This window comes from Specibacter sp. BI4 (assembly GCF_056680095.1).
Window position 1 is genome coordinate 1,789,565 of the sequence record NZ_CM155265.1, and the last position, 26,236, is coordinate 1,815,800.

Genomic DNA, 26,236 nt, shown 5'->3' on the forward strand with positions numbered 1-26,236 from the left:
CAGTGTCTGACGGTTCACCAAAACAGCCAGCCATCCGAGCGAGGATCTGAAGGCGTGACGGTGAACCCACCCACGGAAGAGTCACCTGAGGCCCTGTTGCTGGAAATATCCTCCGAAAGGATTATCCCCTTATCCGTTCGCGGCAGCTAGGCTCGGTGGCAGGAAAGGGCGGCAACCGCCGTCGAATGACTTCTGCAAAGGACGCCAGTCATGAGCGAGATGCCACGCTACAACCCCGAACCAGCCGAGTTTTCCCAGGGACAGGGACAGGGACAGTTTCAGGGACAAGGGCAGATTGAGGCGCCCGTTGCTCCGCCCATCATGAACACCGTTTTCTTCATGCTCATCGGTGCCGCCGTGCTGCACATCATTGCCACCATTTTTGGTGTGCTGAACATCCAGTCCGATGCGTACCGCACGCAGCTGGTGGATGTGTTGCAGTCCCAAGGTGTGCAAAACGTCGACGCCGATTTCATTGACATGTCCATCTTGGTCTCCACCGGCACGCTGATTGTCATGGCCGTGGTGTCCGTGATTCTCTACGTTTTGATAGGCCTGTTCCTGAAGAAGGGCATGGGCTGGGCCCGCATTGTTGGCGCAGTACTGGCGGTTGTCTCGCTCTATCAGCTGATCAGCCTGACCATGCCCGGCGGGATCGCTTCGATCCTGCAGATCCTGCTCGGCATCGGTGCCATGGTGTTGTGCTTCACGGGCGCTGGCGCCGTCTACTTCAAGGAGAAGAAGAACTTCAAGCTGGCCACGAAGGGCCGCTAGTCCCAGACGCGATTGCGGATATGATCCCGATCCCCTGTCCGGCACCAGAATCCCGGTGTTGGACAGGGCATCGGGATCATTTTTGCTTGGTGGGCGAATCCGTGGTCCCTCGCGGTAGCGCCCACCGCCCTCCCACCGCTCGCAAGCTCGCGCCGGGCCCCTCGGCCGGTAGGCTTGTACCCATGACTTCCACTGAAACACTCCGCGCCGACGGGCGCACCAACGACCAGCTCCGCGACATCACCATCACCCGCGGCTGGTCCAAGCAGGCCGAAGGCTCGGCCCTGATCGAGTTCGGCAACACCCGCGTGCTGTGCACCGCCTCCCTGACCCCCGGCGTCCCGCGCTGGCTCAAGGGTGAAGGCACCGGCTGGGTCACGGCCGAATACGCGATGCTTCCGCGCGCCACGAACACCCGCAACTCCCGCGAGTCCGTCAAGGGCAAGATCGGCGGCCGCACACACGAAATCTCCCGCCTGATCGGCCGCTCACTGCGGTCCATCATCGACACCAAGGCACTGGGCGAGAACACGATCGTCCTTGACTGTGACGTCCTCCAGGCCGACGGCGGCACACGCACCGCAGCGATCACCGGCGCCTATGTGGCCCTGGCCGACGCGATCGCCTACGCCAAGGAGAACAAGCTGATCGCCAAGAACGCGCAGCCGCTCATGGACACCGTCTCCGCCATCTCCGTCGGCATCATCGACGGCGTGCCCATGCTGGACCTGCCCTACGTTGAAGACGTCCGTGCCGAGACCGACATGAACGTCGTCGTCACCGGCTCCGGCAAGTTCGTCGAGGTCCAGGGCACCGCCGAAGGCGCACCGTTCGACCGCGACGAGCTCAACCAGCTTCTGGACCTGGCCCTGATCGGCACCACCGAACTGGCCCAGATCCAGCGCGCAACCCTGGCCGGCTGATGACAGCGCCCAAGCTGGTTCTGGCCACGCACAACCAGGGCAAGCTGCGGGAGCTGCGCGAGTTGCTGCGCGGCCAGGTCCCGGGTCTGGACGTGGACACTGACGTGGTCGACGCCGGAGCTATCAATGCGCCCGACGTCGCCGAAACAGGTGTCACCTTCGCGGAAAACGCGCGGCTGAAGGCCCACGCAGCGGCGCAGTTCAGCGGTGTCCTGGCCATCGCCGACGATTCCGGACTGGCCGTTGATGTGCTTGGGGGAGCACCCGGCATCTTCTCGGCCCGCTGGGCCGGGACGCACGGCGACGACAGCGCCAACCTGCAACTGCTGCTGGCTCAGCTCTCCGACATCACTGTGGAACACCGGGGTGCACGCTTTGTGTGCGCCGCGGCCCTGGCCAGCGCCGACGGAACGCTGGACGTGGTGGAGGAGGGGACCCTTGAGGGGACCCTGTTGCCGGAACCCCGCGGCGACGGCGGTTTCGGCTACGACCCCATCCTGCAACCCGCAGGCCTGGACCGTTCATGCGCCGAGCTGACAAGCGCGGAGAAGAACGCCATCAGCCACCGCGGCAACGCGTTCCGCGCCCTGCTGCCGCACATCGTGAAGGCCCTCGCCGGCTAGGCAGCGCAGACCAGTTCGAGTTTGGACTTGTTCGACCGGAATGCTCTTCGCGGAGCTGAATCCGTCCAACAGCTGGAAACTCGAAACCTGGGTGGGTGAGGGGAAACAAAAGGCGACCCCCGGCACTATGCCGGGGGTCGCCGTCGTACTGTAAGAATTGGGCCTGCCGAGTTCCGGTCTAAGCCTGCTCGGACTTCGTTTCGGCCTGCGCGGCCTTCTTCCTGCGGCTGGAGACAATGGCCTTGAGGAACTCGATGCCGATCGGGATGACCGAGACGGCCACGATGGCGATGAAGATGATGTCGAGGTTGTCGCGCACCCACGGCACCTTGTTGCCCAGGATGTAGCCCAGCAGCGTGACGCCGCCGGCCCACAGGATCGCGCCGATGGCGTTGAAGAGCACGAACCTGCGCATGTCCATCTTGGCCACGCCCACAATGACGGGGACAAAGGTGCGCACAATCGGCACGAAGCGGGCCATGATCAAGGCCTTGCCGCCGTGCTTTTCAAAGAAGGCGTGGGCGGAATCGACGTGCTGCTTCTTGAAGAGCTTTGATTCGGGCTTGTTGAAGATGGCGGGTCCGGCCTTGTAGCCGATGAAATAACCCAACTGGTTTCCGATGAAGCCGGAGACGATCAGCAGGGCCATCAGAACCCAGATGTTCACGGGCATGGCGCCGGTGCTCACCAGCAGTCCTGCCGTGAAGAGCAGGGAGTCGCCCGGGAGGAAGAATCCCACCAGCAGGCCGGTCTCGGCGAAGATGATGGCGCAGGCGATGACGACGACCCACGCGCCGATGGCCTCGTTGCCGAGGATCGTCATGGGGTCCAGCCAGTCAGGCAGGATGGCGAGGGATGGAACGGCTCCGTGTCCCACGAGCGCGGGCAGGGCAGAGTCAGTCAAGGCAGTAATGATCACGGTTCAAGATTACGTTACTTCCCTGACAGCGACCTCCACCCCAAGGAGGACATTGAGGGTTGACCACAACCGGGGAGGTGGCTGTTGGTGATTGATGACAGTCGGCCGGCTCCTGGGGCAGGTGTTGATTGGTCCTGCTGCTGGCCCGTGCCTCACCCCCATCCTCCCAGCGGGTCGGAAAGTGGGCTGGCTAAACTTTTCGCGTTCGGCTGTAGTGGATGTTTGAGGTGTGTTTAACAGGTGGGGCATTGCCACGGTCTCCGGTACTGCCAACACCCAAAAAAGGGGGCTTTAGGCCCTGTTGTGTCCGGGCAAATGACCGTAGCTTGAAGATTACGTCCCCCATATTCTTGGGAGTGGGGCAGGATACGCGGACGACGCCACAGAATTTCCTTCAACCCGTTTTTGGGACAAGGTGCTGACTTCGTTATCTTATGCCCCCTGGGCCAGGTCTCAAACCTAATGGGGTATATCGTGGCGCAACAAGAATTACAGGGGAAGTTCTTTCATAAGCTCAGTAGGAAGGCCACAGTTTGGTTGACCTGCGCCTTGCTGGTCATCGGCGGTGGAGCAGCGTTCGCGTACTGGTCGACCACTGGCGCAGGAACGGGATCCGCTCCCAACGCGCCATCCAATGGGAGCATTACCTTGATTGCAAAGTTCGCCTCCGGGCTTACTCCCGGAGCCAGCGAAACTGTGACCTACACGGCCAATAACCCCGGCACGTCAAGCCTGCAGGTCGGAACCATCAGCAACGTCGTGAGCACGAGCGACCCGCTGTGCCTCCCGGCCGACTTCACGATCGGAAATGTGGTCTCGAACACGACCGTGCCGGCGGCCAGCACCAACTTTGCCCTCGCAGGAACCGGAACGTTGTCCTTCGCGGACACGGGCATCAACCAGGATCTATGTAAGAGTGCGACAGTCACTTTGACGCTGACGTCCAACTAGCAGGAGTGGCAGCGGGTTGGCCTCCGTTTGGGGCCTGTCCGCTGCCAGTGTTGGCAGGTTTGGGGTACTGGCAGTTGGTGGAGGGGTGAAATGCTTTTTCTTGTCAATGCTCGTTCGGTGGGAAGCGTTAACCGCATGCAGCACGCCGCAGTGGTCATAGTTCTTGTCCTGGCCACGCTGATGGCGCCGGGTTCAGGGGCAGCCTGGGCCTACTCCACAGGGTTAGGAGCCGGCACAGGTTCCAGCAGTCTGGGCACTCTTCAACCTCCAACGAATCTGATCGTGCCGGCAACGAGTACCGGAACGGTGCATGTCAGCTGGGCCGCGGCTGCGGGAACACCCCGACCTACCGGCTACTACGTCACCCGCACACTGAAAAGCAATGGCTCCACTGCGGCTGCCTGCGGAACCAGCAAAACGGCCACCCAAACCGGCCTCACCTGCGATGACCTTACTGTGCCCGCCGGGACCTACCAGTACACCGTCACCTCGGTGTACCGGACCTGGACCGCGTCCACCGCCCTGAGCGCCAACGTGGAAGTCGACCGGCCGGGCGCGGCATCAAAGCTTGTGTTTATCACCCAGCCGGCCAATTCGACTACCGGGGTCGCGATACCGATCCAGCCCGTGGTCGCTGTCACGGATGCCAATGGCAGCATCGTCACCACCGCGACGCTCGAAACGGTTGTGACCCTCACGGTTTCGGGCGGCGTGCTGACCGGCTGCCTGCTGGCGACCACCGTAAACGGGGTGGCGACGTTCACCGGCTGCACCGTCACGGGCGCCGGCAGCTACACCCTGACCGCAGTCGCGGTACCGCTGGCCAGCGCCACAAGCACTACATTCACAGTCGCCGGGCCGGCCACCAAGATTGCCTTCACCTCATCACCGTCGAACGCCAATGCAGCCGCAGTCTTCAACACCCAGCCAAGTGTGGCCGTTCAGGACAGCTCTGGACGGACCGTGACCACCAGCACCAGCCCTGTCACCCTGAGCATCACCGGATCCCCGGCCGGCGCGGTCCTGAGCTGCACCACGAACCCCCTCGCGGCCACCGCAGGCGGCGCGACCTTCACAGGGTGCAGCGTCAACAAGTCCGGAAGCTACACACTGACCGCCACCGGGGCCGGGTTCACCACGGCCAGCATCAGCTTTACCATCACCACCGGTCCGGCCACCAATCTAGGCTTCACGACCCAGCCCTCCAGTTCCACCGGCTCTGTGCCCTTTGCCACCCAACCCGCCATCAGCATCCAGGACGCCGGCGGGAACATCGTCACCACATCCAACGCCACCGTGACCCTGGCACTCACCGGCAACTCGGGGGCCCGCCTGAACTGCGCCACTCCCACCGTTCCTGCTGTCAACGGTGTCGCGGCCTTTGCAAGTTGCAGCATCGACAAGGCCGGAAGCTACACCCTCTCTGCCACCTCGGCCGGACTCATCTACACACTTAGCAGGACCACCACGATCGCCGCCGGAGCACCCACCAAACTAGGCTTCACCACCCAACCCGCCGGCTCCACTGCCGGCATCGTGTTCACCACCCAGCCAGTGGTTGCCATCCAGGACGCCGGCGGCAACACCACCGCCAGTACCGCCCCGGTCACGCTGAGCATCACGGGATCCCCGGCCGGTGCGGCCCTGAGCTGCACCACGAACCCCGTCACAGCCTCAGCCGGCACCGCGGCCTTCTCCGGGTGCAGCGTCAACAAGGCAGGAACGTACAGCCTGACCGCCACAGGGTCGGGGTTCAGCACTGCCACCCTGAACTTCACCGTCTCCCTGGGACCGGCTGCGAAACTGGGATTCACGACCAACCCGACAAACTCCACCGGAGGCATCCTCTTCAACTCCCAGCCGGTGGTGGCCATCCAGGACGCCGGCGGAAACACCGTCAGCACCAGCACCGCCCCCGTGACCCTCACCCTCACCACACCCGCCGGAGCAACCCTTGCCTGCGCCACGAACCCTGTCACAGCGGCCTCTGGCGTGGCCGCCTTTTCGGGCTGCAGCATCAACAAAGCCGGAACCTACACCTTGACAGCGGCCTCCGGATCACTCGCCACAGCCGTCAGCACCACTGTCACGATCGCCGTCGGCCCAGCCGCCAAACTCGGATTCACCACCTCGCCGACAGACACCCCGGCCAATACTGCCTTCATCACCCAGCCGGTGGCGGCCATCCAGGACGCCGGAGGCAATACCATCACCTCCAGCACCGCAGCAGTGACCCTGAAAATCACTTCAGCCAGCGGCGGAGCCACGCTCAGCTGCACCACCAACCCCAAAAACGCAGTAGCCGGCCTGGCCACGTTTGCCGGCTGCAAGATCAGCAAAACAGGAAACCGGACCCTGACAGCCACCTCCGGCATCCTCACCCCCGGCACCAGCGCAAGTTTTATCATCACGGGCGGTGCAGCCACCAAACTCGTCTTCACAACCAGCCCTGCCGGCTCCACTGGCGGGATCCCCTTCACCACCGAGCCGGTCGTGACCATCCAGGACGTCAACGGCGACACCTCCGCCAGCACCGCGGCCGTCACCCTGAGCATCACCACCCCCGCCGGTGCAGTGCTGAGCTGCACGGCAAATCCCAAATCCGCGGTATCAGGCGTGGCCGTCTTTGCCGGATGCAGCATCAACAAACACGGAACCTATACCCTGACGGCAACCTCCGGATCGCTCACCACAGCCGTCAGCACGAGCTTCACCATCAGCAATGGCCCCGCCGCGAAACTCGGATTCACCACCAATCCGCCCAACACTGTGTACAACACTGCTTTTGCCAGCCAGCCCGTGGTGGCGGTTCAGGACGCCGGTGGAAACACCTCCGCCACCAGTACCGCACCTGTCACCCTCACAATCAGCACGCCAGCAGGGGCAACCTTGAGCTGCAGCACAAACCCCGTCACCGCCGTCGCCGGCGTGGCCGGCTTTGCCGGCTGCCAGATCGATAAAACAGGCACCTATACACTCACAGCAACTTCCAGCGGACTCGGCGCCGGACTAAGCACTACCTTCACCATCTCCGCCGGACCGGCCGCAAAACTCGCGTTCACCACCTTCCCATCAGGCTCTACCGGCGGGATCGCCTTCACAACCCAGCCCGTTGTGGCAGTACAAGACGCGGGAGGCAACACCACCACCAGCACGGCATCCGTGACGCTGACCATTACCACCCCGGCCGGCGCGGTCCTAAACTGCACGGCGAACCCCAAGTCCGCCGCCGCTGGTTTGGCCGCGTTCTCCGGATGCGCCATCGACAAGGCCGGAACCTATACCCTGACCGCAACTTCAGGATCACTCACTACAGCCATCAGCCCCAGTTTCACCATCACCGTCGGTCCGGCCGCCAAACTCACGTTCACCACACAACCCTCCGGCGCCGCAGCCAACACAGTTTTCGCCACCCAACCGGTCGTGGCCATCCAAGATGCCGGCGGCAACACAGTCACGACCAGCACTGCCAGCATCACCCTGGCCATCACACCGCCCACAGCCGCCGCAAACCTGAGCTGCACCACCAACCCCAAACCCGCCACCGCAGGCGTGACCCCCTTTGCCGGCTGCAAAATAGACAAAAAGCGAACAAATGACACCCTCACAGCAACATCCGGCGCCCTCACCGCAGCGGTCAGCGCGTTCTTCAACATCACCTAGACCTCCCAACAGGACCGGTACTCCTGAACAGTCGTGAACCACCAAATTCGGTCATACCCCAAATGGTGACATGTTGGGCACGCGGTGTGATTCCCAAAACGGCATCAACCCGGCCCGCGATGAAGGCCATTTTTTGCACTGCACAGGCGACCACGCCAATTGCGGCCCGCGACAGCACAATTGCCAGCACCTGAACTGCGAACGGAGACTGGATGTTCCCAATAGGGGCCAGGTTCAGGGCACAGCCATCTTTGACGGGGTGGCCCCGATGCATTGATGCACGAAAAGGAACAGTTGCGGCATCGTCCCGCCGTCCCAACAGCGTCCCGCTGAGCGTTCCCCTACGGGAAAACAATCCCAGGCCGGCAAGTTCGAGTCTTGCAGCCAACAACAATCAGGCCGTCGACTGGTGGCACTCTGAAGACGCGAATTTCGGATTAGTGGGACGCAGCACCGGGTTCTACTGTGACGCCGGGCTCGCGATGTGCCCTGTGTCAGCGCCCGGGGGTAGCCTAGAAGCGTGGCCTTGGACTTTACTGCAATCGATTTTGAAACCGCCAACGGATTTAGGGGATCGCCCTGTTCCGTCGGTTTGACGAAGGTTCGTGGCGGGGTGGTCGTCGATGAGGGGTATTGGCTCATGCGCCCGCCCGAGGGGCACGACCACTTTGATTCGCGCAACATCACCATCCACGGCATCACGCCCGACGACGTCGCCGCCTCGCCGCGCTTTGCGCAGGTGTTTCCCGAGGTGCACGCGTTCATCGGTGCCGACGCCCTCGTGGCGCACAATGCGGCCTTCGACATTGGCGTGATCCGCTCCGCCTCCGAAGTGTCGGGCCTGCCCGCCCCCGCCTTTGACTACGCCTGCACAGTGGTGTTGTCGCGGAAGAACTATTCGCTGCCGTCGTACTCACTGCCGTTTGTGGCCGAGGCCGCCGGCGTGCCGCTGCTCAACCACCACGACGCCACCGAGGACGCCCGCGCCTGCGCCGGGATCATGGTCGACATTGCCGCCAAGCACGGTGCCGCTTCCGTGCGGGACGTCTTCGCCGCCATGAAGCTGGCCATGCCGCACATCGACGCCTACGACCCTGCCATCGACGACATGTCAAAGGCCACCCGCTCGGCGCTTGAAAAGATGGCTGAAATGAAGGCCGGGCTGGCCAACGGCACGGCCCGGGCCGGACGTTCCAGCTGGTCGACCGAAGGTCCCAACCCCGTACCCAACCCGCAGGCCGACATGACCCACCCGTTGTACGGGCAGACGCTGGTGTTCACCGGGGACATCGGCCTGGGCCGGCCCGAGGCGAAAGTCAGGGCCGCCGGCTACGGGGCCCAGTGTGCCAGCAGTGTGACACTGAAAACAACTGTGCTCGTGGTGGGCAGCGGCTTCACCGCAACGGACCTGCGCAGCGGCAGGCTCACCTCCAAGGCTGCGCGGGTGCTCGAACTGCAGCGCCGCGGGCAGGGCATTGAGGTGCTCTCCGAAGGTGAGTTCATGCAGATGATCGGCTAACAAGCAGAATCGCAGCATCCTCCGGCGGGGGCTGGCGCCGGCCGTCTGCCTCGCCCGATTGCGGGGGCTGGCGGTGCTCGCGGGGCGTGCCTAGGATACTGGCATGGCCCATCCGAAAATGTATTCCGACGATGATCCGCTGCTGCTCCGGCTGCGGCAGTTGTGCCTGGCCTTTCCCGAAGCCACCGAGAAGGAAACGTTTGGCCGGCCAACCTTCCGATGCGGCAAGATCTTCGCCTATTACGGCCAGGGCCAATCCGGGCTGCCCAGGCCGGCCTCCGTCCAAGTGCTTCCCGAGGCCGATGAGCGTGCAGCCTTGCTGGCAGAACCACGTTTCTACATCCCGTCCTACCTTGGCCCTTACGGCTGGGTGGGGCTTGACCTGGCCAAGGCAGCGCCCGACTGGCAGGAAATTGCGGAGCTTCTGGACAGTTCCTACCGCAGGGTTGCACCGTCGCGCTGCGTTGCCATATTGGACCGGGATGGTTCGCCCGCAGACCGCCACGGCTGACCCGCTCCCGCTCCCGTTCCGCTCCGCTCGGAGCGAGCCGGCGAGCCGTCCCGTTTTGTCATGCTGCGCAACAATCCTAGGGAAGAGGCGCCCCGGAGTCCTAGTGTGGGCCCATGACCCAACTTTCCAGCAGCCGCCCCGTCGCCGAATTCATCAAGGCGCCGCAGGCAAGCCGGCTGAGTCGGTTCTTCGCCTTCCCCAACCCTGTCAACGACCACGCCGCCCGGTTCACAGCGGGCATTGTTGTGCTGTTGGCGCTGGTCGCCATCGTGGCCCAACAACAGTGGCTGGTGGGCGTCATCGCGGCCGGTTTTGTGCTGCGCCTGGCGTTTGGACCGCGCATATCACCGGCCGCGCTGCTGTCGGTGAAGGTCCTGGCTCCGCTCGCGGGCGAACCCAAGCTCGTCCCTGGCCCGCCCAAGCGCTTCGCCCAGGGCATCGGTGCCGTACTGTCCATTGCCGCGTTTGTCCTGCTCCTGGCCGGGGCGTCATTGGCAGGCTGGACACTGGTGTTGGTCCTGGTCCTGGCGGCCTCGTTGGAAGCCTTTATCGGCTTGTGCCTTGGCTGCGCGATCTTTGGATTTCTGATGCGCCGCGGCATCATCCCCGCGGACATCTGCCAGGAATGTGCAAACTTCAGCGTCCCCAAACACTAAGCGCACCAGAACGGCGCGCCGGACCGTGCCGAGGCAATGGCGCGCCGTCAGCGGCTATTCGCCCGTGGTGAGCTTGATGAATTCCGCGCCCAGGTGGCGGATCAGCTGTGGTGCCTCGCATAGCGTGAGCCACGACGACGGCAGGGCGGCCTCGCCGTAAAGTGCGCCCAGGATGTTCCCGGCAATCGCGGCGGTTGAGTCGCTGTCGCCGCTGTGGTTGGTGGCCAGCCGGATGGCTGTCAGGAAGTGGTCGACGGCGGAATTTGCCTCACCGGATGTGGCCAGCACGCAGTAGAGGGCAACGCCCAACGCCTCTTCGGCAACCCAGCCCAGCCCCAGCGCATCGGTGAGTGCATCGCCTGACAGGGGTTCGCCGTCGTGCGTGGCCAGCGGGGGCATCGACAGTGTGAGCGCCGACTCCAGCCGGGCCAGCAGCTCGGCATCGGCTGCGGGTTGGGCGGCGGCGCGGTCCCTGGCGGATTCGGCGGCGTCACGCAACGGCAGCCCGCCCAGGACAAGCTGGTGGATGAGCCAGCTAAAGGCGGCAGCCGATTGGCGTGCCGACGGGTGGCCGTGGGTCAGGGATGCGGCGTCGGAGCTTATCTTGTAGACGGTTTCGGCCTCGACGTTGGGCAGCAGGCCGTAGGGGGCCGAACGCATCACGGTCCCGCAGCCCTTTGACTCCGGGTTGACCGGGCGGGCGATGGTGCCCATCTCGCCCGTGGCCAGTCCCGTGACGCAGGCATTCCCCGGGTGGCGCTGGTGGTGGAGGACGCTCTGGCCGTCAATCCAGCGCGGGGACTGCTCCGGGGCGTGCTCGGCGGTGGGAATGCCCTGGGTTTTCAGCCAGCGCAGGTAGGCAAGCCACTGGCAGGCGTTGATGTCGGCGCCAACGCCGTTGTTGGCCCACTCCAAAACGTCCAGCAGGCCGTCAAGGGTGTACAGCGTCATCTGGGTGTCGTCGGAAAAGTGTGGCGGGGCGGCTGCCTGCGACAGGTCCACCAGCAGCGACGGACCGTATTTGGCGGCAATGTCGGCGAGCGAATCAAACTCCACCAGATAGCCGAACGCGTCACCGAGGGCGCCGCCCATAAGTGTCCCCTGGACGCGGGTGGCAAAGTCGGCCGGGGGAGCGTTGACGGGCCCTGGTGCAATAGTCATGTAGTCCAATTTACCGCCAAAGCCGGAACCCGGGGTGACCGCGGTGCCCAGTAGACTCGAAGCTGGACAACCACCCCTGATTGATGAGGAGACCCATGCGGGAACCAGCTTGGCGACGGACGGGAAACACTCCCGACTACAGGTTTTCGCTGGCCAACGAGCGCACATTTTTGGCCTGGGTCCGCACCGCGCTGGCGTTGTTGGCGGGCGCCGTGGCCATCGACCAGCTCGCGCCGGAGATCGCGCCTCCGCTGGTCCGCATCATCCTGTGCATGATCTTGGCCATGATCGGTGCCGTGCTGGCGATCGTCAGCTACCGGCGGTGGGCCCATCAGGAGCAAGCGATGCGCAACGACCAGGAGCTGCCGCACTCCTGGCTCATGCTGGGCATGACAGTTGTTGTTTCGCTGGCCGCCATGGTCTTTGCCGTGTTGATTTTGGTCCGGCCGTAACGTGAATGCCGCACTGCCTGCTCGTCCGAAGCGTTCAGATCCGGCGGGGTCCGACGACGGGGGGAAGGGTTCAGCCCCCAGGCATCCCGCTGCCGACCCCGGCCTGCAGCCCGAACGCACGGCCCTGTCCTGGCGCCGGACCATCATGAGCGCCGTCATTGCCAGCATTTTCATCTGGCGCGGCTGGTTGGAGGCGTTGGCGGGAGCCAGCGAGGGAGCCAATGAGGGCTCCGGCGAGGCCGCCGTCTCGGGTCTTTTTGCCGCAAACCATTCGGCCCAGGTTGTGGGGCTGGGCGTGTGCACCATGGTTGCGTGCCTCACGACGATCGTCCTCGCCCTGTGCGCCGTGAGCCGGATCCGCATGCTTCACGCCGGGGTGGGCGTGCTGGAAAGCAGCCATCACATAGCTGTTCCGGCTCTTATGTTACGCACAGCCTCGGCCGCTATAGTTGCTCTGGCTGCGGCCACGGTGACTGCGTTGGCGTTGGGGATCTAGCCCGAACCGCGCTCGCCGGCAGCAGCCAAGGTTTTGTTCTTGTCTCCAACCGAAGGATTTTCCCACCATGACTACATCCGGAACGGCCACGGCCCCGGTGCATGCCTACCCACTCAGCACCCGGACAGCCATTGAGGGGCTGGGCAGCTTTTTCATCGTGTTTGCCGGGCTGGGCACGGCGCTCTTCAGCTCCGGAGGCACGGGAACCACTGTGGGGTTCGCATACGGTCTGGCCATGGTGGCAGCGATCATTTCCTTCGGCCACATCTCCAACGGCTACTTCAACCCGGCGTTTTCGCTGGGCATGGCCGTGGCCGGTCGGCTGAAGTTCCCGGCCATGGGCCTCTACATGGTGGCCCAGACGGTCGGTGCCCTGCTGGCATCGGCGATTTGGCTGGCGCTGATGAAGGTCATGCCCGCTGGTGCCGCCCCGGAAACCCCCGCACTTTTTGGTGCCCTGGCCAACGGCTTTGACTCCCATTCCCCCTCGCAGGTCCCCATGATCGGGGTGCTGATTGTGGAAATTGTTGCTGTCGGCTTGCTGACGGCCATGGTCCTGGGTGTCACCTCCGCCCGGAACAAGACGGCCCTGGGCCCGGTCGCGATTGGCCTGGCCTTTGCAGTGGCGGTTGGCATCACGATGCCGCTGACCAACGGTTCCCTGAACCCGGCCCGCGCCACGTCCGTGGTTTTCCTGGCCGAAGGCTGGGCGCTTGGCCAGCTGTGGCTGTTCTGGCTGGCCCCGCTGTTTGGTGCAGCCCTGGCCGCCGCCATCTACCGCTCCTTCGCACCGTCCAAGCCCCTGGCAGCTGAGTCCCTCACAGCTGAGTCCGTGACGGACGACGACGAGGCCTCCCACGTGGCCACCGCCACCTCCGTTGCCTCCGCGGCTTCGGTGACGGATGACGCTTCGGTGACGGACGACGACCGGGAGGCCGATGAGGCACCCGCCGTGGCGGTTCCGTCGTCGGCCAAGGACGGCGTCACTGTCGATGGCAAGGACGGCGTCACTGACAGCGGAAGTACAGGCAAGCGGTCAGCTGCCAACGTTGACGACGCCCAGGCGTTCTTCGACACACCGAAGAAGTAACCAAGCCCGCATCCGAGCTGCGCAACAGCTCGTCGACTGGTCCGCGGGAAACGGCGGGAATCACAAGAAATTGTTGATTCCCGCCGTTTTTGCGTTCCCACGTCGTGGTCGTCCTGGCGTGCGCACTGCTGGTGATGGCCGTCATTGACGGGGCAAGGCCCGCCAACGCCGCTGCCGTTGAGGCGCCGGCAAATGAAAAACAACGACGCTGGGCCGGTACGGGCTTGGCAGCGGCGGGGATGAAGGACGGCAATGTCAGTGGCCTCCGCTAGCGTGGAGGCATGAAGTTACTTCACACCTCAGACTGGCATTTGGGCAGGTCGTTCCACGGCATCGGCACGCTGGCCGCCCAGCGGCGCTTCGCCGACCAACTTCTTGACACCGTCACGGCGGAACACGTTGACGTGGTGCTGGTTGCCGGGGACGTGTATGACCGCGCACTGCCCAGTGTCGATGTGGTGAACCTTTTTGATGACATTCTGGCCCGACTCAATGCTGCCGGGGTCCAGGTGGTGGTCACCAGCGGCAATCACGATTCCGCCACCAGGCTTGGATTTGGCGGCCGGCTTCTTGAACGTGCAGGGGTGCACCTGCGCACCCGCCTGGCGGACCTGGCAACTCCCGTCCTGCTGCCGCTCATGAAACCAAACGCCGACACCGGCGCGGAGGCCAGCGACGGAGTCGGCCCGGCAACATACGACGGCGGTCAGGTGGCCATCTACGGGATTCCGTTCCTGGAACCCCGCCTGGTCGCCGAGGAACTGGGCGTGGAGAACGGGACGCACTTCAGCGTCACCGAAGCAGCCGTCAAGCTGATTTCCGCCGACCTTGCCACACGCGCGCCCGGCACCGCGTCGGTGGTGCTGGCCCACACTTTTGCCAGCGGCGGCATCACCTCCGCCAGCGAACGGGAACTGTCGGTCGGGGGAGTGGGCGCCGTCCCGCTGGATCTCTTCGACTCCTTCACCTACACGGCCCTGGGCCACCTGCACGGACCGCAGCGGCTGAGCGAAACCGTGCGCTATTCCGGCTCCCCGCTCCCGTATTCCTTCTCGGAGGCCCGGCACAACAAGGGCGCATGGCTGCTGGAGATCACCCCTGACGGTCTGGGCACGGTCACAAAGGTGGACTGGGCGCCGGAACGGGCCCTGAGCATCCTGAGCGGAAATCTCGACGACCTCCTGACGGACGGAGAATGGTCTTCTGCCGAGGATGACTACTGCCAAATCACCCTCACGGACAATGACCGTCCGGAACTGGCCATGGACAGGTTGCGCACCCGGTTCCCACACACCCTGGTGCTGATGTTTGAGCCGGAAACGGCCCGCACGGCAGACAAGCAAAGCTATGGTGACCGCATTGCCAAGGCCGCCGACGAGCTGGAGCTGTGCTGCGGCTTCCTTGACCACGTGCGCCACCGCGGCGCCAGCGACGACGAACAACAGGTATTGCGTTCAGCCCTGGCAGGCGTGCGGGAACAGGAGGCGGCACTGTGAGGATCCACCGTTTGGAAATCCAGGCGTTCGGCCCCTTTGCCGGACGGGAAACCGTTGACTTTGACGCGTTGGGCGCCCAAGGGCTGTTCCTTCTCAACGGTTCAACCGGAGCAGGCAAGACCAGCGTCCTTGACGCCATCGCCTATGCGCTCTACGGACGCGTCCCAGGTGCCCGGCAGGGCGCCCAGAACCAACTGCGCAGCCATCATGCGGCCGAAGGCGTCGGCCCCGAGGTGTTGTGCGAGTTCAGTGCCGGCGGGCGGCGCCTCGAGGTGCGGCGCAGCCCCGAGTGGATGCGCCCGGTCAAGCGCGGCACGGGCACAACGCGCGAGCAGGCCAGCACCCAGTTGCGTGAAATGACAGCAGAGGGCTGGGAAGTGAAGTCAACCCGCAATGACGAGGCGGCCGCCGAGATTCAGGATCTTTTGGGCATGAGCATGGCCCAATTCACCAAGGTTGTGCTGTTGGCCCAGGGCGATTTTGCGGCGTTCCTGCGGGCCAGCGCCGAGGAACGGCAGGTGCTCCTGCAGAAACTATTTGGCACCGACATTTACAAGGACCTGGAAATCCGGCTGGCCACCGACTCAAGGGTCGCCCAGGCCGCCGTCGCCGCCGGGATCGGGGAGCTGGCGGCTGCCGAGCAGCTTGCCCGCAGCCAGGCGGCAGCTGTTCTGGCCGCCGACGCAAAACTGCAGGCGGAAGCCCGGCTGCAGGCCGGGGAGGCAGCCGGTGTTGTGCCGGAGCCTGCCGTCGAAACGCCGGAGCCTGCCGTCGAAGCGGCGGAGCCGGCAGACAAACTGCCGGAAACCGACGGCCCGGCCGGCCTCAGCGAGTTGCAGGGCACGGAACTTTTTGGCGCACTCAATGAGGGACTGGCCCGCGCCGTCGAACGCGCCACGCAGCGGGACGGGCAATTCCAGGCGCGGTCCGATGCACTGGCCGACGCCGTGAAGGAAGCGGACAGCCGCAGCAGCCGCCACAAGGCGCTTGCCTCGGCGGCAGCGGAACGGGAAAGGCTGGCCGGACTGGCGGAACAGGCACAGCAGTGGCGCCACCGGCAGGAACAACATCACGAAGCGCAGGTGCTGGCAGCCGTGGTGGCGGCAGCCGTCAAGGCCAACAAGGACAGTGAGCAGGCCAAGGCCAGGGCGGCGGCGGCTGCGGCGGCCTTCGACGCCAACGACATCGCTGCCGCGCTGCTGGGAAAGCCTGCAGCAGACGCCGATGCCGCGGACCTGGAAAGGCTCGACCGTGAGCTGACAACCCGGCTCGCAGCCGTTGACGGGGCACTGCCGGACGAAGCCCGGCTCGGCCAAAAAACGGCTGCCCTGGCACAAAACGAGAAGTCACTGGCGCTCGCACTCAAGCAGCAGGAACAACAATCCGCCGCTGTTGCCGCGGACCAGACGCGACTGGCCGAGGTGCAGAAGCTGCAGGAGACGCTCCGCCAGGGCGCCCAAAACGTCGAACACACGGCCAAGGCTGCCGAACAGGCGGCACTGCTGGTCACGGCCATCGAGGAGCACCAGGGGCAGAGCCGCCAGGTGGACGACCTCGCCGCGGCCGAGTCAAGCGCCCGGGAGCACGCCCTGGACGCCAAGGAAGGTTGGCTGGAGGCCTTCAACCGCAGGCTCAGCGAGGCGGCCGGGGAACTGGCCGCCAACCTCGTCGACGGCGAGCCCTGCCAGGTCTGCGGCAGCACAGAACATCCTGCACCCTCGCCCCTGGCCGGCTCCGGAGCCGACCTGGTGCGGGCCGAGAAGGCTGCCAAAAAAGCCTTCGACAGCGCCGACGCGCTTGCCAACACGGCGCGCACGCAACACTCTGACGCCAAGAACATTCTCGCGGTCCTGGCCGGACGCGGAGGCGGAGGCGGGCTGCAGGAGGCGAGGGACGACGTCGGGCTTAAGAAGCTTGCACACAGCCACGCCGTCGAGGCGGCCGCCCAACTCGCAGCCCTGAACACCGAGGCAGCGGCACTCCAGACCAGCATGGGCCAGGCGCAAGCGCAGGTGCTGGCGGCCACCGGGCAGGCGGCGTCGCTGGAAGCCGGCAACGCCGCCATGGTGCAGGAGATTGCACTTCTGGGCGAGCATCTCAGCGTTGCCCGCGACGGCTTTGAGTCGCTGGCTGCGCGGCGCACGGCACTGGCCGGGGCCCAGCTGCCGGGGGAGGAGCTCCTGCACGCCGTGCGGCGGCGCGCCACCGCGGCTGCGGCCCGGGACGACGCCGGGACTGCGCTGGAGCGGGCGCTTGCGGACTCGGTGTTTGCCGACGTCGAACACGTGCAGGCGGCGCTGTTGGCCCCCGCCGCCGCAGCCGCCCTGGACAAGGACCTCAAGGACCATGCCAGGGCAGTGGCAGTCAATGCCGACAGGCTGGCTGCACCCGAAGTCCTCGCCGCCCAAGCCGAAGTGGATGCCAATATTGGCGCCCCCACCGCGGAGATTTTGGCGTCGCTGGCGCAGGATGCAAGGCAGGCATTGGCGCAGACCCGCGAAGGAGCGCTGGCGTTGGGGCTGGCGCGGTCGGCTGCGGCACAGCTAGGCACAACCGGGACGGCTTTCGCGGCCCTGGACAAGAGCGTTGCCCCCCTGCGGGACAAGGCGCGGCTGTTGGCCGGACTGGCGGAGGCTGTGCGCGGCGGCGGCGACAACAAGTACAAGATGACGCTGACAAGCTATGTTCTGGCTGCGCGCCTGGAACAGGTGGCCGAGGCGGCCTCGGTGCGCCTGGCGACCATGAGCGATGCCCGCTACACGCTGCGCCACAGCGATGCGAAGTCCGGGAACAAGAAATCCGGGCTCGGTTTGGAGGTCGTGGACCAGTGGACAGGCATCAGCAGGGACACGGCAACCCTGTCCGGAGGGGAGTCGTTCATGGCGTCGCTGTCACTGGCGCTGGGTCTTTCAGATGTTGTGCAATACGAATCCGGCGGCCTGGACATTGAAACGCTCTTCGTCGACGAGGGCTTTGGCAGTCTCGACGAACAGTCCCTGGAACAAGTCATGGACGCACTGGAGGGACTGCGCGACGGCGGACGGATGGTCGGGCTGGTCAGCCACGTCGCCGAGATGAAGCAGCGCATACCCCTGCACCTGCACGTGCACAAGGGCCGCAACGGTTCCACCCTGGAGCTGAGGATGGCGGGTTCCGCGGCGCCATAGACGGGTAGACTTGGCGGGTCTGTGAGTCAGGTGAGCCGGTGTTTGAAACCGGTACGGTCCACGGCAAAAGATGTGAAAGTAGTTGAGCTCCACGACCTCCCCCGAAGCCCCCGCAACAGCCGCCCCTGCCGTCAAGGGCGGCCGTTATTCCCTCCTGCCCAGACTTGCCGGACGAAGCTACATTCCCCTCGGGCTCTTTGCCCGTGTGCCGTTGGCGATGCTGACCATCGGAGTGCTGACAATGGTCACCCAGGTCAGCAACTCGTACGCCATCGGCGGGTTCGCGGCCGGCAGCATTGGCCTGGGTGCGGCCGTGGGCGCCCCGGTGGTGGGTTACTTGGCCGACCGGCTGGGCCAGCGGCGGGTGCTGCTCGTCGCCGCCGTCGTGAATTTCATCCTCGTCATGACGGTGGTTTTCCTGGCCTATGTGCTGCTGCCGGACAACGGTGCCCAGCTCACCGACGGGGCCACGCTGGTCGTGCTGCTGACAGCCCTGGTGGCAGGGGGCACCTCACCCCAGGTCGGCCCGCTGTCCCGCGTGCGCTGGATGGCGATGAGCAAGCAGCTTCCCGTGAAGCAGCGGGCGCCCATGGTTGACACGGCCCTGTCCCTTGAAGGCACCGCCGATGAAGTGACTTTTGTGCTGGGACCTGCCCTTGTCGGCCTGCTGGCGTCGCTGGTCGCGCCGTGGCTGCCGCTGGTGCTTGCAGCTGTCCTGACAGTGACGCTCGTGACGTTGTTTGCCCTGCACCCGACGGCGGAGCTGGTCAGTGCCAGCCCCACACCCAACAGTGTTGTCGGCAATGCCGGCTATGTGACAGCGGAGAAGCCGAATTGGTTCCTCGTGGCCGTGCCTGTGGCTGCGATGCTGTGCATGGGCACCTTCTTTGGTTCGGCGCAAACGTCACTGACGGCGTTTACAGGCGTACACGGTTCGGTCGACCAGGCCGGGCTCATGTACGCGATCATGGGTGCCAGCTCGGCCTTGACTGCCTTGTCGGTTGCCTACTGGCCGGTGAAGTTCAGCTACGCGTGGCGCTGGGTGTTGGCCTCGGGCCTCATGGCAGCAGGGACCATGGCGTTCCTGGTGCCTGCCTCGTTGGGCCAGATGGCATGGGTGCTGCTGCTGGTGGGGCTCCCCGTGGGACCGACCATGGTGACAATCTTCAGCGTTGGCAGCGTCGTGGCCCCGCCACAGTGGATGGGCACCGTCATGACGGCCCTGGCCAGCGGCATTGTGGCCGGCACGGCGCTGGGCTCGGCGCTGTCGGGGTCGCTGGCCCAAAGTGAGGGCTACGGTGCGGCGTTCCTGGTGCCAATTGCGGCCGCCACAACGTTGTTCCTGCTCGGTCTCGTGGCCGCCGTGGTGCTGCGCCGGCGGCTCACGCCAGGAAACTGATGGCCGCTTCCTTGAACTCGCGTGAGGTCACCGTGTTGTTGTGGGTGCGTCCGGCGATGACAAGCTGCTGCGCGTCCGGGCTCAGTGCGGCAAGCCGGCTCATGCTGCGGGCCCGCTCGTCCAGGCCTCCGGCGACAAGCAGGATCGGCATGCGTGGCACAGCATCCGTGGGATCAAAGGGCTCCATCTTCACGGCCTGAACAAGTGCCAGCAGCGCGAAAATGTCGTTCGACGGAATCACCTGGGCCATGTTCAGCAGCCAGGCTGTCGATTCGTCGGCGATCGGCGTGCCGTCGTTGAGGAAGTCCTGGGCGGCCTTGAGGTCAAAATCCGCCAGCGGGTCTTCCGGATTGGGACCGCCCAACACCATTTTGCGCACCAGCTCGTGCTGCGTGGCACCAAATTCCCAGGCCAGGCGCGCGCCGAGCGAATACCCGATGAGGTCGACACCGCTGGCAGGATCATCCTCGATGAGCGGCTGGACCCCCTGGTCGAAGAGGATCTGCAACAGGTCGGCCCGAATCTTCCCTGGCGTGTAGGAATCAAGGTCGTAGGGTGCCAGGCTGTGCCCGTGCCCGGGCAGGTCAACACTGATGACACGGCGCCCGGCCCGGTTCAGGGCCGTGACCCAGCCTGTCTTGACCCAGTTCAATTCCACCGAGGAAGCAAAACCGTGGATCAAAAAGACAGGGGGGAGTGGAGCAGGGCTCGCAGGCTCAAAGACCACAACATGAAGTCCTGCGGAGGCGCCTTCAGTGTTGTGGGGAGCCAGCGCTGCCGTGTGCTTGCCGGGGGAAACCATGGCCAACCTTTCCCGCGGAGGCCAGTGCCGCCGTCGTGCTTCAACCATAGCGAATCCGGGCCCGTGCGAAAACTGCGCCCGTTAGTTGAGAGCCCTGGCGCGCCGTTGGGCCTGCCATTGCCCGGCCTTGCTGAGAAGGGCGATGCCGGCGACCAGGCCAAAGGTGCTCAGGAGCTGGCTGCGGCTGACAGGGTCGGAGAAGCCGATCACGAAAATGGCTGTGAGGAGCGCCAAACCGGCAAGCGTCAGCACGGGGAAGCCGCGCATGCGCAGGGGCAGCGCCGTCCCGTCCCTGTCGGCGCGGCGGCGCAGGATGAATTGTGAAAGCAGCGCCGAACCCCAGACGACCAGGCAGGTGGAGCCCACCAGATTCAGCAGGGCATTCAGGACGACTCCCGGATACAGGAAATCCAGGAGCACTGTGATGAAACCAAACGCCACCGAAACGGTGACGGCGGCAACCGGGACGAAGCGCTGGTTGGTGCGGGCAAAAACGTGTGGCGCTTCGCTGCGTTCGGCCAGTGAGTGGATCATGCGGGAGGCGCCGTACAAGTTGGCATTCAAGGCCGACAGCAGCGCGGCAACAGCAACCAGGGTGATGACGGTGCCCGCCCACGGCAGCCCGGCGACGTTCAAAACACCGGCAAAGGGGGAGGAAAGCGCCTCCGAGGTCCACGGCAGGACGGCCGCGATGACGAAGATGGACCCCACGTAAAACACCAGGATGCGCCACACCACAGTGCGCACCGCCACCGCCACACTGCGTGCAGGGGTGGACGTTTCGGCGGCGGCCACAGCCACAATTTCGGTGCCGCCAAAGGCGAAGATCACCACGAACAACGCCGTGGTGATGCCGGCCATGCCCGCCGGGGCAAAGCCGCCGTGATCGGTGAAATTGCTCAAGCCGGGAGAGGCGGCGCCGGGAATCCAGCCCAACAGCAGGGCCGCCCCAAAGGCCAGGAAAAGCACGATGGCCGCGACCTTCAGCAGCGCAAACCAGAACTCAAACTCGCCATAGTTCTTCACCGAGGTGAGGTTGATGGTCGTGAACACCACCATGAATATCAAGGTCAGCAGCCAGGAAGGCAGCACCGGCCAAATGGTGACAAGGAGCTGTGAGGCCCCCAGCGCCTCGGCGGCAATCACCACGACCAGCTGCAGCCACCACAACCAGCCCACCGTGGATCCGGCGACCTTGCCCATGGCCCTTTCCGCGTAGACCGAGAAGGCGCCCGAGTTGGGGTTGGCCGCGGCCATCTCGCCCAGCGCCCACATGACCAGGATGATCAAGGTGCCGGCGACCAGGTAGGAGATCAACACAGCCGGGCCGGCCTGCTTGATCCCTTCGCCCGAACCGAGAAAGAGCCCGGCACCGATGGCACTGCCAAGGCCCATCATGGTCAGCTGGCGCTGCTTGAGCGAGTTGCCCAAACCGGTCGTGGCAGGGGCGGGCGCGGACGTCTGGGGGAGCATGTGGTGGAGGGCCTTCTTTAGCGTTGCGGGCCGGGTAGGCCGAGGGGACGAGCGGTTGGCCCCTGCCAAGAATTATCCACCACTACCCGCGGTGGCCCAAAGCGGGCGCGGGACAGGACGCCGGCTACCGCGCAGCCGTGCCGAGGGGAATGACCAGCGGGCTTCCCGTCACGGGGTCGTCGATGACAATATTCGGCAGGTCAAAGACCCGCTCGACCAGTTCTGCCGTGATGATCTCCCGAGGGCTCCCCTCAGCCATGACCTGGCCGTCCTTCATGGCGATGATGTGGGTTGCGTACCTGGCTGCGTGGTTGAGATCGTGCAACACCGCCACTAAGGTTCGTCCGTCCCGGTTGAGGGTGCGAAAGAGTTCCAGCAATTCGATTTGGTGGGCGATGTCGAGGAAGGTGGTGGGTTCGTCCAAGAGCAAGATCGATGTCTGCTGGGCCAGTGCCATGGCCACCCAAACGCGCTGACGCTGACCGCCCGAGAGCTCCTCGACCAGACGCGCGGACAGGCTGGTGGTGTTGGTCGCCGCCAGGGCCTGTGCCACAGCTGTCGAATCCGCCGTGGACCATTGGCGGACCAGGTTTTGATAGGGGTACCGGCCGCGGGCGACGAGGTCCGCAACAGTGATGCCACTGGGTGCGACCGAGGATTGGGGCAGCAGTCCCAGCTCTCGGGCAAGCTGTTTGGAGGGGTAGCCGGCAATCTTCTTGCCGTCCAACAGGATCTGGCCCCCAGAGGGTTTGAGGAGATTGGATAAACCGCGCAGAAGGGTGGACTTTCCGCAAGCATTCGGGCCAACTATGACCGTAAACGAGCCGTCAGGGATGCGTACAGTGAGGTTGTCGGATATTCTCCGCTGCGCGTAGCCAAGGGTGACTGCTTCGGCCTCCAACCGGGCGGTGGACAGCGGTCCTGTGGTGGGGTTGGCTTCATCGATCATGACGTTTCCTTTGTGCTTCATGGGATGCTCATGCCTGCTTGCGAATCTCGCCAATGATGGCCCAGACCAGGTAGGCGCCGCCGACGACGACGGTGACAACACCGACGGGCAGCGGGTGTGGCAGAACGTGTTGGGCAATGAAGTCCGAGCCCAGCAGGATGACGCCTCCCACCAAGGCCGACAAGGCCAACGGCAGGTGGGGTGTGCGGGCTGCGCGTTGCGCTATTTGTGGAGCGGCGAGGGCAACGAAGGCTACGGGGCCTGCGACGGCGGTTGCCACGCACACGAGCCCGACCCCGATGATGATGGCAAGCAGGCGGACCCTTCCCACCCGAATACCCAGGGCCGCGGCGGCGTCGTCCCCCAGATCGAGCTGCCGCAGCGCCGGGGCAAGGGTGCCGATGGCCAAAAAGAGAACGAGGATTGCCAATGCCGCACCGTTCACTTGCTCCGGTGTTACGGCGTTGAGGGTGCCTGCTCCCCACGCCGAGGCAAACATGGCCGTTTCGAGTTCCACCTGCAGCAAGATCCAGGTGTTGACCGAGGCCAACATGGCCGAAATGGCAATGCCGACGATGATGAAGCGGAACCCCTGGATCCCGCCCCGGTAGGAAATTGTGTAGATCGCCAATGCCGCGAGCACCCCGCCCACCACGGCTCCGGTGGCCATAAGCGACCAGGTTGCGCCAAAAGCCAAGACCGTGAGCAGCATTCCGGTAAATGCGCCATGGGAGAGGCCCACGATGTCGGGGCTGGCGAGGGGATTGCGGGTCAGGGTTTGGAAGATGGCACCGGAGACTGCAAGGGCTGCACCCAGCATGATCGCGGCGAGGATTCGGGGTAGCCGCCATTCAAGAACCACCGTGCGGGCGAGGCTCTCCTCGGATCCGTCGAGGGCTCCGACTACCTGGGAAAGGGTCAGCTCGTAGTCGCCGTTCATGAGCGCGGCCACGGCCAGGACCACGATCAATGCACTGAAGGCCAGCGCCACCAACACCGTCCGCAGGTGCAGCACCACATGGAAACTGTCGCTGCCGACGCTCACGCGCCGGTAGCCGAATTCGACGTCGGGCGGCGTTGAAGTGGCCGTCGTGGGATGGGTGGGCGTCACAGGCTGCTGGCCTTTCTCCGCCGCACGAGGACGATTAACACGGGGGCCCCGAGGAATGCTGTCACGATCCCGACGGGCATTTCTCCGGGTCGTATCAGCAGGCGGCCCAGAATGTCCGAGAGCAGCAGCAGGGTCGGTGCCAGAATGATCGAGGCAGTCATGATGACGCGCTGGTCCGGACCGAACATCCAACGGACCACGTGCGGAATCATCAAGCCAACAAAAGAAATGGGCCCGGCGATGGCCGTTGCGGATCCAGCCAGCAGCGTTCCGGCAACGATGACCACGATCCGTACGCGTGTGACGTTCACCCCTTGGGCCCGGGCCACGTCCTCGCCCAAAGCAATCGAGTTCAGGCCAGGCGCGATGGTGATGGCCAACAGGAGACCGACGGCAATGAAGGGCAAGACCGGCACCAGGACGTCAAAGCCGCGGCCAAGAAGCGTCCCGGCATTCCAATTCCGCATTTGATCAAAGGCTTCCGGATTGCTCAACGTCATGCCGGTGGTGATGCCCGACAGCACCGCCGCGATGGCAACCCCTGCCAACGTCAGCCGGATCGGGTCGGCAGCGCCACGTCCGGAAGAGCCGATGACATAAACGGCAACGGTGACGAGCAGGGCGCCGGCAAAAGCCAACCAGACGTAGCCCGAGCTCGACGTTATCCCGAGGAAGGCAACGCCCAGCGCCACGAAGAACGCGGCACCGGCATTGACACCAAGGATGCCCGGATCGGCCAGCGGATTGCGGGTGAATGCCTGAATCAGTGCGCCCGATACCCCGAGTGCAGCCCCGACGAGCAATCCAGCAACGGTCCGGGGGACTCGCAGGTCCCACACGACATAGCGGGACTCGGCATCGCCGCCACCTGCGAGCGTGTCAAGAATGCGGGGCAGGCCCAAGGTGTTGGCACCCAAGGCCAGGGACAGCACCATGGAGAGCACCAGCAAGCCCACCAGAACTGGCATCACGAGGATGCGCGTCCGGGCGGGATGCGGGGCGCTTGGGCCTGCTGTGACAGTGGGTGCTTCCATGGTTGAGTTACTTGGTGTCCTGGAGGATGCGTTCAATGTCGTCGAGGACGGCGCTGCCACCCAGCGGTCCGACACCGGAGACCCAGTAGGACGTGTCAACAAGTTTGACGTTGGGGAAGGATGCGGCGTTGCTGCTGATCGAGGCCGGGATTGTTCCAGTATCCGCCACATCAGTTGTGGTCACGAAGACGTAGTCTGCCTTGGCTTCCAAGATTCGTTCCGGAGAGATGTCCACCGAGATGGATCCTTCCCAGTCGCGGGCAGGAATTTTCAACCCGGTGCACTCCAATGCACTGCCGGCAAACGAGGTGGGTCCGTAGAGGCTCAGCACGCTCTCGTCACGAGGACGAACCAGCTGGGCCGTGACGCCGTCGATCTTGAACTTCGCGGCGATATCGGCACAGCGGTCCTGATAGCTGCCCAACAGTTCCTGAGCCTTGGCGCCTTGGTTCAGGGCGTTGCCCACCAGGGCGACGTTATCCTGCCAGGGGTCGGCCTGGGAGGCCATAAAAACAGTCGGGGCGATGTCGCTGAGCTGCTTGAACAACGCCGAATGGCGTGACTCCGTGCCCAAGATGAGGTCCGGATGCAAGGCCGCGATCTTCTCCAGGCTGGGCTCCGGCACGGTCCCCACGGATTCGATGGCGCCGGCTGCCTCCCCCAGGTACGCCGGGATGCCCTTGACGTTGCTGGCCACGGCCGCGCCGACGGGGGTGATGCCCAGCGCCACGGCAGTGTCCAGCTGGACCGGTTCCAGGACCACTACACGCTTGGGCGTTGTGGGCACGGCCGCCGTTCCCCGTGCGTGCTCCACGTCGTGAGTCGCCGATGCCGCAGCGGACGACGACGGCTCGGTGTCGCCCGCGCTGCAGGAGGCCAGGGCGAGGGCCGCGAGGGCTGTTACGGCGAGCACCCGTAGGCGGGACGCAGCGCGTAACGAGGCAATGCTGTTGGGCATGGAGGATCCTTCGAAAATGGTGGGACGGTGATTGCGCGTCGCGGGCGGCCACTGTTGCCCCAGCCGCAATGACGGCGCCGCTAATAAGGTAAGACTATCCTAAGCTAAT

23 protein-coding genes are annotated in these 26,236 nt (G+C 64.7%); 15 read left to right on the forward strand and 8 right to left on the reverse strand.

From position 1 onward, the window contains the following. Window positions 1-210: 210 nt before the first annotated feature. The 3 genes from AC1L6K_RS08260 to rdgB all read left to right on the forward strand — a co-directional run bounded on the left by AC1L6K_RS08260 (window position 211) and on the right by rdgB (window position 2,320). The gene (locus AC1L6K_RS08260; protein ID WP_480952222.1) at window positions 211-774 is read left to right on the forward strand and encodes a hypothetical protein; all 564 of its coding nucleotides are present in this window, start codon (window positions 211-213) and stop codon (window positions 772-774) included. A gap of 182 nt (window positions 775-956) precedes the next feature. Continuing rightward, window positions 957-1,697, forward strand: a complete 741-nt coding sequence (gene rph, locus AC1L6K_RS08265) for a ribonuclease PH (RefSeq protein WP_480952223.1) — start codon at window positions 957-959, stop codon at window positions 1,695-1,697. Further along, window positions 1,697-2,320, forward strand: a complete 624-nt coding sequence (rdgB, locus tag AC1L6K_RS08270) for an RdgB/HAM1 family non-canonical purine NTP pyrophosphatase (RefSeq protein ID WP_480952224.1) — start codon at window positions 1,697-1,699, stop codon at window positions 2,318-2,320. Before rph ends, rdgB begins: the two co-directional genes overlap by 1 nt. 178 nt (window positions 2,321-2,498) lie before the next feature. Here rdgB and AC1L6K_RS08275 read toward each other — a convergent pair whose 3' ends face one another. Continuing rightward, the gene (locus tag AC1L6K_RS08275) at window positions 2,499-3,224 is read right to left on the reverse strand and encodes a DedA family protein (RefSeq protein ID WP_480952715.1); all 726 of its coding nucleotides are present in this window, start codon (window positions 3,222-3,224) and stop codon (window positions 2,499-2,501) included. 663 nt (window positions 3,225-3,887) lie between these two features. Between AC1L6K_RS08275 and AC1L6K_RS08280 the strand changes: the two genes are divergently transcribed. From AC1L6K_RS08280 to AC1L6K_RS08300, 5 genes are all read left to right on the forward strand, one after another. Beyond that, complete coding sequence (locus AC1L6K_RS08280; RefSeq protein ID WP_480952225.1) at window positions 3,888-4,190, forward strand: hypothetical protein; 303 nt, start codon at window positions 3,888-3,890, stop codon at window positions 4,188-4,190. 135 nt (window positions 4,191-4,325) lie between these two features. Further along, entirely contained in the window at window positions 4,326-7,853 is a 3,528-nt protein-coding gene (locus AC1L6K_RS08285; RefSeq protein WP_480952226.1) for a beta strand repeat-containing protein, read from the forward strand. Between the two features lie 520 nt (window positions 7,854-8,373). Next, window positions 8,374-9,372, forward strand: coding sequence for a 3'-5' exonuclease (locus AC1L6K_RS08290; protein WP_480952227.1), 999 nt, complete (start codon window positions 8,374-8,376; stop codon window positions 9,370-9,372). 103 nt (window positions 9,373-9,475) lie between these two features. Beyond that, window positions 9,476-9,883 carry an MmcQ/YjbR family DNA-binding protein gene (locus AC1L6K_RS08295; protein WP_480952228.1) on the forward strand — a complete coding sequence of 136 codons (408 nt, stop codon included), beginning with the start codon at window positions 9,476-9,478 and terminating at the stop codon, window positions 9,881-9,883. Between the two features lie 113 nt (window positions 9,884-9,996). Further along, window positions 9,997-10,539, forward strand: a complete 543-nt coding sequence (locus AC1L6K_RS08300; protein WP_480952229.1) for a DUF4395 domain-containing protein — start codon at window positions 9,997-9,999, stop codon at window positions 10,537-10,539. A 54-nt stretch (window positions 10,540-10,593) separates the two neighbouring features. Here the strand turns inward: AC1L6K_RS08300 and AC1L6K_RS08305 are convergent, their stop codons facing one another. Next, window positions 10,594-11,700: an ADP-ribosylglycohydrolase family protein gene (locus tag AC1L6K_RS08305; protein WP_480952230.1), complete on the reverse strand. Its 1,107-nt coding sequence runs from the start codon at window positions 11,698-11,700 to the stop codon at window positions 10,594-10,596. A 95-nt stretch (window positions 11,701-11,795) separates the two neighbouring features. Between AC1L6K_RS08305 and AC1L6K_RS08310 the strand changes: the two genes are divergently transcribed. The 7 genes from AC1L6K_RS08310 (at window position 11,796) to AC1L6K_RS08340 (ending at window position 19,800) form a co-directional block, all read left to right on the forward strand. Then, window positions 11,796-12,152 carry a YidH family protein gene (locus tag AC1L6K_RS08310; protein ID WP_480952231.1) on the forward strand — a complete coding sequence of 119 codons (357 nt, stop codon included), beginning with the start codon at window positions 11,796-11,798 and terminating at the stop codon, window positions 12,150-12,152. Window position 12,153: 1 nt separating this feature from the next. Then, window positions 12,154-12,648, forward strand: coding sequence for a DUF202 domain-containing protein (locus AC1L6K_RS08315; protein ID WP_480952232.1), 495 nt, complete (start codon window positions 12,154-12,156; stop codon window positions 12,646-12,648). A 67-nt stretch (window positions 12,649-12,715) separates the two neighbouring features. Further along, entirely contained in the window at window positions 12,716-13,738 is a 1,023-nt protein-coding gene (locus tag AC1L6K_RS08320; protein ID WP_480952233.1) for an aquaporin, read from the forward strand. A gap of 89 nt (window positions 13,739-13,827) precedes the next feature. Further along, the gene (locus AC1L6K_RS08325) at window positions 13,828-14,010 is read left to right on the forward strand and encodes a hypothetical protein (protein ID WP_480952234.1); all 183 of its coding nucleotides are present in this window, start codon (window positions 13,828-13,830) and stop codon (window positions 14,008-14,010) included. Between the two features lie 9 nt (window positions 14,011-14,019). Further along, window positions 14,020-15,234 (forward strand): exonuclease SbcCD subunit D, encoded by a 1,215-nt coding sequence (locus AC1L6K_RS08330; protein ID WP_480952235.1) that lies wholly within the window; start codon window positions 14,020-14,022, stop codon window positions 15,232-15,234. After that, on the forward strand, window positions 15,231-18,401 hold the full coding sequence (locus tag AC1L6K_RS08335; protein ID WP_480952236.1) for an AAA family ATPase: 3,171 nt from the start codon (window positions 15,231-15,233) through the stop codon (window positions 18,399-18,401). The genes AC1L6K_RS08330 and AC1L6K_RS08335 overlap by 4 nt, the downstream gene beginning before the upstream one ends. An 82-nt stretch (window positions 18,402-18,483) precedes the next feature. After that, a complete protein-coding gene (locus tag AC1L6K_RS08340; protein ID WP_480952237.1) occupies window positions 18,484-19,800 on the forward strand; it encodes an MFS transporter in 1,317 nt (438 codons plus the stop codon). Here the strand turns inward: AC1L6K_RS08340 and AC1L6K_RS08345 are convergent. The 6 genes from AC1L6K_RS08345 to AC1L6K_RS08370 all read right to left on the reverse strand — a co-directional run bounded on the left by AC1L6K_RS08345 (window position 19,784) and on the right by AC1L6K_RS08370 (window position 26,127). Beyond that, window positions 19,784-20,602: an alpha/beta fold hydrolase gene (locus AC1L6K_RS08345; RefSeq protein ID WP_480952238.1), complete on the reverse strand. Its 819-nt coding sequence runs from the start codon at window positions 20,600-20,602 to the stop codon at window positions 19,784-19,786. The genes AC1L6K_RS08340 and AC1L6K_RS08345 overlap by 17 nt on opposite strands. 81 nt (window positions 20,603-20,683) lie before the next feature. Then, on the reverse strand, window positions 20,684-22,075 hold the full coding sequence (locus AC1L6K_RS08350; RefSeq protein ID WP_480952239.1) for an amino acid permease: 1,392 nt from the start codon (window positions 22,073-22,075) through the stop codon (window positions 20,684-20,686). A gap of 124 nt (window positions 22,076-22,199) precedes the next feature. Then, window positions 22,200-23,024: an ABC transporter ATP-binding protein gene (locus tag AC1L6K_RS08355; RefSeq protein WP_480952716.1), complete on the reverse strand. Its 825-nt coding sequence runs from the start codon at window positions 23,022-23,024 to the stop codon at window positions 22,200-22,202. A 28-nt stretch (window positions 23,025-23,052) separates the two neighbouring features. Next, complete coding sequence (locus AC1L6K_RS08360; RefSeq protein WP_480952240.1) at window positions 23,053-24,135, reverse strand: FecCD family ABC transporter permease; 1,083 nt, start codon at window positions 24,133-24,135, stop codon at window positions 23,053-23,055. Further along, window positions 24,132-25,169: a FecCD family ABC transporter permease gene (locus tag AC1L6K_RS08365; RefSeq protein WP_480952241.1), complete on the reverse strand. Its 1,038-nt coding sequence runs from the start codon at window positions 25,167-25,169 to the stop codon at window positions 24,132-24,134. The genes AC1L6K_RS08360 and AC1L6K_RS08365 overlap by 4 nt, the downstream gene beginning before the upstream one ends. Window positions 25,170-25,176: 7 nt before the next feature. Continuing rightward, window positions 25,177-26,127, reverse strand: a complete 951-nt coding sequence (locus AC1L6K_RS08370) for an ABC transporter substrate-binding protein (protein ID WP_480952242.1) — start codon at window positions 26,125-26,127, stop codon at window positions 25,177-25,179. Window positions 26,128-26,236 lie beyond the last annotated feature (109 nt).